Raw genomic sequence first — 11,777 nt, 5'->3', positions numbered from 1 at the left:
GCATAGTGATATGTTTAGCGGACAGATACTAATCGGTCGAGGGCTTAACCACAAGGGTTTTTAAAGAACGTAGGGAAACACAATGATATAAGCTTTTATGTCTATAGATTTAGGAAGTGTAGTTGTAAAGTCTGGTGGCGATAGCGGAGGGGACACACACGTACCCATCCCGAACACGACCGTTAAGCCCTCCAGCGCCGATGGTACTTGGGGTGAAGACCCCTGGGAGAGTAGGACGTTGCCAGGCTACAGAATCAATGTAGAAATACATGATTGAAACACAAAGCACTTACATTAGCAGAAATGCTGATTGTAAGTGCTTTTTCGCTGTATAATAGTAGTACAAGTGAAAATGAGATATAATTGATGAACAACTTAAATTAGAGTAGAAATGGGTGAGAGGGGGGTAGCAGATGCTTCATCAATCACATAGTGCAAATAATTTATCTAAAGAAATATTAGATAAACTTTTGCAAATTTGTACAAAGCGCACATATAAGCAGAAGCAGATTATATTTGAATCAAAAGAAAATCCAGCGCACATATATATGGTGATTAAAGGTAGTGTACGAATTTACATGAGTTATCCTAATGGGAAGGAGTTTACACTTGCAGTCATAGAAGAACGCGGCGTATATAGCGGACATGCAAGAGGGACAGGGCAAGCTATAACAGAGACAGAAATAGCTTTTATCCCTATCAAAACTTTTAGCCTAATGATGAATGAATATCCTGCTTTTTCATTAAATGTTATGGCTGTTCTAGGGGAAGCTTTGAATAATTCATTAGACATCATAGAAAACCTGGCGTTTAAAGATGTTGACGAAAGGTTGTATTCATTTATTCTTAAAAATGCAGATGAAAGAGGCATCGAAACGTCAAAGGGCCTAGAAGTAAATATTCAATTAACGCAAGAAGAGATTGCAACAATGGTTGGTAGTACAAGGCAAACAATAAGTGCACTACTTAATGACTTACAAAAAAATGGATTAATTACAATAGGTAAAAAGAAAATATGGATACATAAAATTGATGTAATAAAAGGATATTTGAAAGATAATTAAATAATATTTGGAAGATAATTAAAAAATATTAACTCATAAATAAACAAAGTAATGTCGGCTAGCTGACATTCATAGTTCTCGAACCGTGATAATATACTAGTATCATAGTAATAAAGGGGGATGACTAGAATGAAGCTTAGGCACGTTACGGAAGTATCTGATGACTTACAAGTCCAGTCACTATTAGAAAAGGCGAGGAAAGAATCGGTTAGTACAGCATTTGATCGCGCGGATGAGATGATGCAATGTGGTTTTGGTTCTGCAGGAGTTTGCTGTAGGTATTGCTTAGAGGGACCATGTCGAATTTCACCGAATGGTAAAGGCCCACAAAAAGGTGTATGCGGCGCAGATATCCACCAAATTGTTGCACGTAGCTTTTTGAACCATTTAACACAAGGCACTAGTGGTCATGCGGAGCATGGTAGAGAAGTAGCTTTAACATTACTGGAAGCTGCGGAAGGTAAAGCACCTTTTGAAATCAAGGATGTTGATAAGCTATATGCAGTAGCTAATGACCTGGGTTTAGAAACAGCAGACAAAACAGTAAATGAAATTGCGAAGGAAGTTGCACTTAAAGCATTAGAGGACTTCCAGAAGCAAACAGGAATTATGAATTGGGTGCAAATGCGTGCCCATAAAGACTCACTGAAAAAATGGAATGATCTTAGAATTACCCCAGTAAATGCTCATCTTGAAATATCTAAGGCAGTTGCAAGAAACGCCATGGGATGTGACGCAGACCCATTAAATCTAGTGCTAGGTGCAGTGACAATGGGACTTGTAGATGGCTATGCGGGTTTACATCTATCTACTGATTTACAGGATATATTGTTCGGAACACCAAAAGCTGTAAAAGCTAAATATAGTATGGCAGTACTTGATGAGAAAAAAGTAAATATCGCCGTCCATGGCCATGTACCAATGCTATCTGAAAAAGTGGTTGAATGGTCACGCAAGCTTAAACCAGAAGCTGAAAAAGTTGGTGCTGAGGGCGTTAATATAGTAGGAGTATGCTGTACAGGTAATGAGCTACTAATGAGACAGGGTGTGTCTGTAGCATCTAGTTTTTCAAGTCAAGAGCTAGTCATAGTTTCTGGTGCTTTAGAAGCAATGGTAGTAGATATTCAATGCGTAATGCCAGGCATTCAAAATGTAGCTGAATGCTATCACACAGAGATTATCACAACATTACCTTATGTAAAAATTGCTGGAGCTACGCATGTAGAATTTAGTCCTGAAATCGCTGACAAAGCAGCAGAAGAAATCGTACGAAAAGCTATAAAGAACTTTAAAAACAGAGATCCAGAAAAATTATCTATACCAAAAGAGACTGTAGATGCATACGCTGGTTTTTCAACAGAGCAAATATTAGAGGCACTTAGCAAGCTAAATGCAGATGATCCACTAATGCCACTAATTGATGCAATAAAAGCTGGTAAAATTCGTGGGGTTGCAGCTCTTGTAGGTTGTACTAATCCAAGGGAAAAACAAGATATCGGTAATGTCACTGTTGCAAAGGAGCTGCTAAAAAATAATGTACTTGTTGTAGCAACTGGCTGTGCCGCGCACTCTCTAGCGAAAAACAAGCTGATGAGCCCTGAGGGGTTAGTATACTGTGGAGATGAACTCCGTGAAGTATTAGAAGCAATTGGTCAGGCAGTAGGCCTTCCATCATTACCGCCAGCACTTCATATGGGTAGCTGCGTTGACAACTCAAGACCAGCAGACTTATTAACAGCACTAGCGAACAAACTTGGCGTAGGCATTAAAGATTTGCCTGCTGTTGGTAGTTGTCCAGAAACCCATAGTCCAAAAGCGTTATCAATTGGTACGTTCTTTATTGCTCATGGAGTTGATGTACACGTAGGGGTTAATCCTCAGGTTTCAGGATCTTCTGTAGTTACAAATATATTATGTGGAGATAAGCAAGAAGGAACCGTTACAGCAGAAGAGGTGTTCGGTGGCAAATTGATTTATGAAACAGATCATATAGTAGCTGCGGAAAAACTTCTTGAAAGAATAAATATGAAACGAGCACAGCTTCTAGGTGAGTAAAGGAAAGGGGAATTGACATGAGCAAAGGTCTAAAGCTAGCAGTATCAGGTAAAGGTGGAGTAGGAAAGACCACAATATCGTCGTTAATCTGTCAAATTCTAGCAAGGGAAGGTAAACAGGTTTTAGCCGTTGATGCTGATCCAGATGCTAACCTCGGAATGGCTTTAGGATTTGCCCCTGAATCCCTTGAGAAATCCATTACAATTGCCCAGGACCGTAAATTGATTAAAGAGAAAACAGGAGCAGAGCCAGGCTCATCAGGTCAATGGTTTGCTTTAAATCCTACGGTAGAAGATATTCCAGATAGATATGTTGTATCCGAGAATGGAATTAAGCTATTACAAATGGGTGCTGTGTCGTCTGGCGGTGGTGGTTGTGCCTGTCCTGAAAGCACTCTTTTGAAGACACTACTCAACCATCTAATAGTTGATGAACAAGACGCTGTCATAGTAGATATGGAAGCTGGTCTTGAACACCTTGGTAGAGGGACAGCGCAAAGTGTCGATGCACTACTAATTGTTATTGAGCAGGGACAGAGAAGCTTCACAACGGCGAAGACCATTGTCAAACTAGCTAGAGATTTAGGAGTTACAAAAGTCTATGGCGTAGCTAATAAAATTGTTAATACAACCGTAGAAGAAATTCAACAACAAATAGGCAAAGATTTACAGATAATTGGAGCTATTCCGTATACACCTGGTGCTGTTACCTGTGATTATAAAGGTGAAAACATCATTGATGCATGTCCGACGATAGTTGATGAAGTTAGAAGTGTATTAGAAAAAATAAAAGCGAATTTATAACTTGATCTTTGGGAGTAGAAATGCTAAATAGTATTCTATTCTCAGAGGTTTTATTTTTTATATTTTGTTTATTTGTTTGCTTATCAGTTTATCGCTATAATTAAAAGTGTGTAAATCAAGTTCGTTTTTTTGTTTCATAAAAAGCTGTATTGGGGTGCTAGAATGATACGCAAATTAAAAATAAAAAACCTTGGCTCAATTGAGGAAGTAGATATCTCATTTAAAATGGGATTGCACGTAATAACTAGTGATACTGCCGAAGGAAAATCTTTGCTTTTAGAAGCGATTAAGTTCATTTTGGGAGAGGATATATCATCCGAGGTCATACGACAAGGCTGTGAGAGCGCGATTGTAGAAGCATGTGTATTCATTCCTGATGGAATTTTATATAAGATAATAAATCTTGGGGTTGATACGGAAGCCTACGAGCTTATTATATCACGTGAGATTAATAGACAAGGTGAAAACATTTGCATAGCAAATGGGAAAATCATATCATTGGAGCTACTAAAAAAACTTATGGAACCATTTACAGAAATTTATGGTGAACAAGAACAGATAAAAGTATGGGATGCTCAAGAAAATTTAGCGATGCTAGATGGATATGGCAAACTACGACTAAAAAAACCTATTTTAGGGGTAAAACGAGCATTTTTTGAATATAAAAAATTATTAGATAAACTAGAAACTATGCTTGAGAATGACGCTAATGAAAGTGAAAAAGCAATATTTTTAAAAGAACAAATTCAAGATATTACGGCATTAAATCTTCGAGAAGGAGAAGAAGACGAATTAGAGAGCAAGAGAACGCTATTGCTACAGCAAAAAGAAATATCCGAAGAAGATATAAGTGCTATTGAGGACAGACTTTCAGAATTACAAGAAGCGAAAAGAACATATGAAAAAGTCATTCCTCATTTAATTGTTTATAAAAAACAGCTAGAACGAGAGTTATACGAAATAGAGAATAAAGATTGTGTTATTAAAGAATTACGTGAAAATATTGAAAAAGCTAAGCAGGAATATTTTGAAAAAACGAAATGGTTAACGGAGGTTCGAAAGCAATTAGCAGGGGAGCTAGAGCAAGTTATTATGTCAGAATTCCGAGAGCTATCCGTTCCTAATGTGCAGTTTAAAATACATTTCAAGGAGACAAGGGAACTAAGCCACTCGGGGAATGATAGCGTCGAATTTTTGTTTTCGGAGAAAACTGGAGAAACCATGCGCACCATATACGAGGTTACATCAAGTGGAGAAGTGTCTCGTGTTATGCTTGCTTTTAAGAGCATCTTCATTTATGCAGATCCAACTCCAACAATAATATTTGATGAAATTGATTCAGGATTAAATGATGATGCAGCACGCAAAGTAGCTGAAAAGCTTGCTCATGTCTCTAGGTTTAGACAAATATTCTGTGTAACACAGATTCCCGAAATTGCAGTTATGGGTGATGTGCATGTATCTATTAATAACGGGGTAATAAATGACATAACGAGAACAACTATAGAAGCCCTTGACGAAGACAAAATAATAGACAAATTATGTAAGATGCTAAGTTGCCAGGATAAAACGGGGGTCATCCGTGATGAAGTAATTTCAATGCGAGAGAAAGCAGGTAGCTTTAAAGAGAGTCTCTCGTCATAAGAAAAGTAAGGCTGTTGCAACGAATACTATAATCGTATGCAACAGCCTTTGTTCTGTATTTATTCGCCTAATAAATATCTAGTATAAGGCGATTCAATTGGTAGGATAATTACAGGTTCACCTTGTAAAGTAGTACGATATGATTCAAGTGTGCGGTACATGGAAAAGAAGTTAGGGTCCTTACCGTATGCTTCATTATAAAGACGGGCAGCTTCCTGTTCTCCATCGGCAATAATAAACTTAGCCTCTGCATTGGCAGTTGCAAGCATTTCTTGCACCTCACGGTCAGTTTGTGCACGAATAATGTTCGCCTCTGCATCCCCTTGAGACAGGTATTCCTGCGCTGTGCTTTCACGCTCAGAAATCATACGGTTAAATACGGCCTGTTCATTACTCTCGGGTAAATCAGTACGTTTCATATGGATATCAACAACTTCAATGCCGTTACCGTTATTAGCCAGCACAGTATTTACTTGATCACGTACAAGAGCATTGATATCGCCCCTAGAGGATTTCTCTTCATTGATGATCTCATCATAACTTAATCGTCCCAACTCAGTTCGAAGATTTGAATAGATAATATCACCTAATCTGCCTTCAGCGGCTAGTACAGTTCTTAGGCTTTCTATCATAGCCTTTGAATCTGTTATTTTCCAAATCGCATAATGATCAACCATAATACGCTTTTTATCAAAGGTGTTAATCTCTGCAGGCGGAACATCATATATGAGTAAATGCTTAGGCAAAGTTGATACATTTTGTATCAGCGGTATTTTGTAATTTAGCCCAGGTTCGTCTACAATGCGAACCACCTCGCCAAATTGTCTTACAACCTTATATTCATTTGGCTTTACTATATATAGACTATTTAACACCACTAATGATAAGAAAATGACAACTGATATCGTGATAAAAGCAGGTGTAAACTTTTTCATATCGATAGGTTTATTAAAGCTTGTATTCGATTGATTGTTACCACCATTGATTGTCTTGAATTGTTGTTCTCCCTTATTCATTGAGTTAAGTTGGTCTATCATTTTTTTGAAATCTGACATTATTGGCTACCTCCTCTAATCGCTTCTAGTGGAAGGTATTTTACAGTATCTGATCCTTCGTTCATAATATAGATTTTCGCATTTGGAAGAATGTCATCCATTACCTCTAAGATAAGTCGCTGGCGAGTAATTGCTTGATTGTTAGCATACTCTTCATAAATTGCATTGAACTTCGCAACATCTCCGCGTGCCCCTTCAATTCTAGCAATACGTTGTCCTTCAGCACGACTGATAATAGCTTCAGCTTCACCAATCGCAACATTTAAATTCTCATTTCTATAGCGATTAGCTTGATTTACTTTGGTATTACGTTCTTCACGGGCATCGGTTACTTTTCTGAAGGCTCTACTTACTTCTTCATTTGGCAAATCTACATCTTGCAGGTTAACATTAACGATGGTAATGCCAAGGTTGTATAAGTCAACTTTATGAGTTAGTAAGTCCCTTACATAATTCATAATTTCACTTCTTCCATCAGTTAAAGCTTCATCAACGCTCGAGCTTCCAATTGTCCCACGTAAGGAGGCAGAAGTTGCATTATATAGAATGCTTAAAGGGTCTTCAGTGTTATATAAGAACGCTACAGGATCAGTAATGCGCCATTGCACCTCTAAATCTGCAAGAATAATATTCTCGTCTCCTGTTACCATTTTTGCATCCTTTTCGTGGACGATGTATCCGTCTCTTGTCTCTTCATAGCCAAAGGTCAAGCTAAAAGTCTCCCTTGATAACTTTTGCACCTGTTGGATTGGATATGGCATTTTAAAGTGCAATCCAGCTGGTATGATTGTTGGGTCAGGGTTGCCAAGAGTTACTACAATAGCCTGCTCAGACTGGTCAACAGTGAACCAAGAAGTCGCTGCAGTAAGGATTACAAGAGCAATAATCACTACTCCAAAAAAACTAGCTAATAATTTTTTGCTTTCCATTCTTTTCTCCTCTCAAATTATAATATTGATTATTTTAATAGTGTATTATGAGCACATAAAATTCATTATACTTTAAATTGGATAAAGTAGATATGGTTAAATAGCAAAAAACCCGGAGGCATCCGAGTTTTTTGTTGCTCTTATATTTTATTTGGGGAAAATATTAAGCCTTAACTTCAGTGCTTTCAGTGCTCACAGCAGGTACTGACTTCATGTTTTTTACTGTAAGCCCCACAGCTGCTCCAATAAGAAGTAATGCAGGGATTCCCATAAATACGAGTGTTAATCCTGCTGCCCTAGATTCAAACTCTTGCAAGTTACCTATATATGCTTCGATTGTGAGAAGCAAAGTAAATAATCCTAAGACAAATAAAGTGATTGAATACCAACGAATTTTAATTTCTTTTTCTTTAGCCCAATTTAATAACCAAAGAGCCCCTGCACCGAAAATAACTCCTAAAATTGTATACCAGAAAAATCCCATAAATGTCACCTCCAGAATTTTATTATATCTTATAGCTCATAGTGTCCAAAGCGAGGAAGATCTAAATCCCACCAGTTCTTTGGATCTTTACCGATTCCATAAGCAAACATATCATCCATACTAGCAATCATACCGTTAAATGCGCTTGTTTTAGCTATAGTAGCTTTTACAGCAGCATGAATCTTAGTATGGTTCTTCTTAGTATAAGGACACGCGGACTGGCAATTAGCACAGTTCTCAATACTCATATTCCATCTGCATTTAACAGCATCTTCAAACCATGCTTTATGACCAGGGTTATTCCAAGGACCCTTTATTTCCCAAGTAGGATCTCTGTCAAAACTAATGCAACCAGCAGGACATTCTTCAGCACACTTCATACAAGTTTTGCAGAACTCCTGCACTCCGAAATCAATCGGCTGATCGTGTGCTAACGGCATATCAGTTAGAATAGGGAATAGACGGTTATTCATACTGTAGTCTGGGTGGATTAAACGGTTATGTCGTCCTAATTCTCCTAATCCAGCTTCAATTGCGTGAGGTACAGTGATAAATGTATTGTTCTGTTCTGGCATTGCGTTATAACCTAAAGAGCGAATAAATTCGGCAATAGCTCCTTCAGTCCAAGCACCTAAACGGTACGCAAGGTTTCCAGTATACCCACCGCCTAATAATGTCTGTCCGCAATGAATTGCATCCAACGGCTGAGGAATTAATACTACAATGATATTATTCATTTTGTTAGGGATAATACGGCGATCATCTTCTTCAATAACTTGATCTACATCGGCAAATTCTATCTTTCTACCATCACCGCCAACGCTGTAAGTCCATTCTCTGCGAAGAGCTGTGATTCCGACATCAGCACAGCCTAATGCTATCGCAGCACGTTTTAAATGCTTAGCCGCAACCTCAGGTGTCTCGTTGTAAGGTGGTGCACCTATTTCTTCTGGAGTCCTTGCAGAAATAGGGCTTGATTGTAGCATTACATTATTAAATCGAGAACTATATCCAGCTGCATGTGCTAAAGCTTGATCTAATAGAGACCAACCAGGAATATTTTCTTTAAGTCCTCTTTCTCTGATTTCTCTTGCTGCCTCAGCGCGCTCTTTTTCCTTTTCCTCACCTACATAGTTCTGATAACCAGGGCCACGCACAGACCCTTCTCTTTCGTTGAATCGCTGAGTTTTAGATAAATCATACTCTGTTGTTGCCTTGCTTACTTTCTTGATGTACCAACGATCAGATACATCTAGCGATTTGTTAGGTGTTGCAGCACTTACTGTTTTAGCAGTAGTAGTTGTTAATAAAGCCCCTGCTCCTAAAATGCCAGCACCTTTAAACAAGTCACGTCTAGATACTCCAACTTTTGTAGCTTCAGTGTTGTTTGTTGCTTGTTTCTTTTTGCTCATTTTAAAACCCCCTCTAAAGAGTTAAAATTTATAAGACCTTACTTGAATTGTGATGTATACCATGTGATACATTTAACACAATTTGAACATGGTGTTCATAATTTAATTTTACATATAAAGTATTAAATAGGCATAAACACGATTACGAAAAGATTAAAATTATATAAAGAAAGCAAATACTTTATAAAACATTTTAATATTAATGTGAAATTTAAAGATTCCTCAGCAATATTTTGCTGAGGAATCTTCACATTTCTTCTGGTATATGGAGTTAATTAAATCTGACATCTACATCATATGAATGACAAAGAGCGCAATAGTTATAAAAAGGTTCATGTACGTTATGGCAGAACGTACAACCTAGTTGTCCTTCGTGTGAATTATGAGGATTGTTTTCACCTAAGTGCGCAGTTGTTTCAGCTAAAGCATCATAAGTTCCACCATGACAGCTTAAGCATGTTTCCGTTGTAGGCTCAGGTGGAGTTGCATCTTCTGGCAGTTCAGTGTGGCATATACTACAGTCAAAACCAGCATTGATATGGGTAGCGTCTAAGTAAATAGATTGATCAATGTTTGCCATAATATCAGCGACGGTTACTTCTGGTGTGCTAGGTTCAGGCTGTTGAATATCAGGTGGAGTAGTTTCTGATGTTGAATCGTTATCAGTTCCACCTCCACCACAAGCTGATAGTGCAGTGGTAAGTACAATCAATGCAAACACGATTGAAGCTAGACGAAGATTTTTTTTAATCAATTTTTTCATATAATTTTATCCCCCTATATACTGCCTAAATGAAATAAACAACTAGTTATTAAATAATAAAGCTTGATAGAAATAGATAAGAATCATTATGCTTATGGTGCCAATAATAAATAATATTATAATGTCTCCTGTTTTGAACGGTCTTCCCATGCTGGCAGTCTCCTTATTTGCTTTGAAAGTGATAAACGTATTTTACTAAAAGTTGTTAATACAACACCCACAGGACAGAAAAATTGACACCATGGCCTTACGATAAACATAGATATAAAAATAATTATAAATAGGATTAGCCATTGGACGCCAATTGCTTGGAAGCCAAAAATAGCGGCAAAAGGTTCATAACCAGCTATAGCAGGGTTGCTTGTAGCAAGCGCTAGTATCAAAGCTAGCCAAGTTAATAAATACTTTATTGGGTCAGCATACTTCTTAACATTGGCACTTATTCTTATACCACCCCCGCCAATCTTAGCGAGTAGTTCCTGTAATCCAGCAAAAGGACAAAGCCATGCACAATAGATGTTTTTGCCAAGTATGATTGTAAGTAAGGCTGTACCTACAACTACTAACCACCATATGAGACGGTCCATAAATGATGGTATATACCCTAAGGATATGGTAACGAAATTTGAAATTGTTATAGCACCATTCAAATAAAACCCTAGCAATATCATGCTAGCCAATAATATTAGAAAGCGTGGTTTTGTATATTTTTTAAGAATACACAAAATAACTATTAAATATAATGCTATAAACATCCATTCCGTTGGCTGTATTCTCCATTCAGAATTAGGCATTGATACTTCAAGACTAAGCATTCTATCTCCAATTCCGTAGCTACCTTGAAGAGCAGCTCTAGCAATTGCATTAGCAGAGATGGTTGCTCCAGTTACTCCGTCAATTTGATAATTTGGGTTTAAGACCTCAACTACGTTCTGGTTGACAAAAAACTTATAGAAATCCGCGTTTTCAATTCGAATTAAAAATGGAAAATCTTCTTTGTGGTTAATGATACGAACGGATTCTATAGTGCCTTCATAATCAATAAATGTTGCGACCGTCACAGGTCCACCATAGCCTTGGGCCTGGACTATAGAGATAAACCCTAAACTATTATTATCGATATCGGTAGCTTCAAAGATAATAGGATTAACATTAACTTCTGTTAAATGGTATATATCTGGATAGGCGTTTCTAAGCTCTAACTCATGCTGGAACGGGTCGTTGTTATACCCATACAGTAAAGCCATAAATAATGTTATAAGTGCCAATGTCCATAATACTGTTTGTATAGATATAGCTCTACTCGCTTGATTTCGACAAGTACATGCCACTTAAGTTCACCTCAGCAGATATTGCATAAACATGCAGTTCTATTTAATGATAGCATATGTGAAGATGTCTGCATAATTAAAAAAAGATAAAAACCTAATTATAGAAGGCACGCAGATTTGATTAACAATTTAAATAAAATCTAGTAATGATGTTTATTGATGGAAATAAAAGCTTAAAAAAACATAAAAAAAATAAGTAAAATATAAAAAAATTATATGTCTGTGTTATTGTGATAT

General features: G+C 37.3%; 10 protein-coding genes and 1 rRNA gene. 5 read left to right on the top strand and 6 right to left on the bottom strand.

Features of this window, described 5'->3' with window-relative positions:
- Positions 1–130 precede the first annotated feature (130 nt).
- From rrf to BHF68_RS04205, 5 genes are all read left to right on the top strand, one after another.
- Positions 131–247, top strand: a 5S ribosomal RNA gene (gene rrf / locus BHF68_RS04225).
- 166 nt (positions 248–413) lie between these two features.
- Positions 414–1,064, top strand: coding sequence for a Crp/Fnr family transcriptional regulator (locus BHF68_RS04220; RefSeq protein WP_069642411.1), 651 nt, complete (start codon positions 414–416; stop codon positions 1,062–1,064).
- 129 nt (positions 1,065–1,193) lie between these two features.
- Positions 1,194–3,119 carry an anaerobic carbon-monoxide dehydrogenase catalytic subunit gene (cooS, locus tag BHF68_RS04215; protein ID WP_084019199.1) on the top strand — a complete coding sequence of 642 codons (1,926 nt, stop codon included), beginning with the start codon at positions 1,194–1,196 and terminating at the stop codon, positions 3,117–3,119.
- A gap of 17 nt (positions 3,120–3,136) precedes the next feature.
- Positions 3,137–3,922 carry an ATP-binding protein gene (locus tag BHF68_RS04210; protein WP_069642409.1) on the top strand — a complete coding sequence of 262 codons (786 nt, stop codon included), beginning with the start codon at positions 3,137–3,139 and terminating at the stop codon, positions 3,920–3,922.
- Positions 3,923–4,084: 162 nt separating this feature from the next.
- A complete protein-coding gene (locus BHF68_RS04205) occupies positions 4,085–5,566 on the top strand; it encodes an AAA family ATPase (RefSeq protein ID WP_069642408.1) in 1,482 nt (493 codons plus the stop codon).
- Between the two features lie 59 nt (positions 5,567–5,625).
- Here BHF68_RS04205 and hflC read toward each other — a convergent pair whose 3' ends face one another.
- The 6 genes from hflC to BHF68_RS04175 all read right to left on the bottom strand — a co-directional run bounded on the left by hflC (position 5,626) and on the right by BHF68_RS04175 (position 11,540).
- A complete protein-coding gene (hflC, locus tag BHF68_RS04200; RefSeq protein WP_084019198.1) occupies positions 5,626–6,621 on the bottom strand; it encodes a protease modulator HflC in 996 nt (331 codons plus the stop codon).
- Complete coding sequence (gene hflK, locus BHF68_RS04195; RefSeq protein ID WP_069642407.1) at positions 6,621–7,550, bottom strand: FtsH protease activity modulator HflK; 930 nt, start codon at positions 7,548–7,550, stop codon at positions 6,621–6,623. Before hflK ends, hflC begins: the two co-directional genes overlap by 1 nt.
- Before the next feature lie 163 nt (positions 7,551–7,713).
- Positions 7,714–8,034 carry a VcrB family reductive dehalogenase putative membrane anchor gene (locus tag BHF68_RS04190; RefSeq protein WP_069642406.1) on the bottom strand — a complete coding sequence of 107 codons (321 nt, stop codon included), beginning with the start codon at positions 8,032–8,034 and terminating at the stop codon, positions 7,714–7,716.
- Between the two features lie 29 nt (positions 8,035–8,063).
- Positions 8,064–9,446: a reductive dehalogenase gene (locus BHF68_RS04185; protein ID WP_069642405.1), complete on the bottom strand. Its 1,383-nt coding sequence runs from the start codon at positions 9,444–9,446 to the stop codon at positions 8,064–8,066.
- A 271-nt stretch (positions 9,447–9,717) separates the two neighbouring features.
- Positions 9,718–10,209, bottom strand: a complete 492-nt coding sequence (locus BHF68_RS04180) for a cytochrome c3 family protein (RefSeq protein WP_069642404.1) — start codon at positions 10,207–10,209, stop codon at positions 9,718–9,720.
- Positions 10,210–10,325: 116 nt separating this feature from the next.
- Positions 10,326–11,540, bottom strand: coding sequence for a 4Fe-4S binding protein (locus BHF68_RS04175; protein ID WP_069642403.1), 1,215 nt, complete (start codon positions 11,538–11,540; stop codon positions 10,326–10,328).
- Positions 11,541–11,777 lie beyond the last annotated feature (237 nt).

This window comes from Desulfuribacillus alkaliarsenatis (assembly GCF_001730225.1).
Classification (GTDB): Bacteria; Bacillota; Bacilli; order Desulfuribacillales; family Desulfuribacillaceae; genus Desulfuribacillus; species Desulfuribacillus alkaliarsenatis.
The sequence above is the reverse complement of the archived record's forward strand: the minus strand, read 5'-3'. Positions and strand labels throughout refer to the sequence as shown.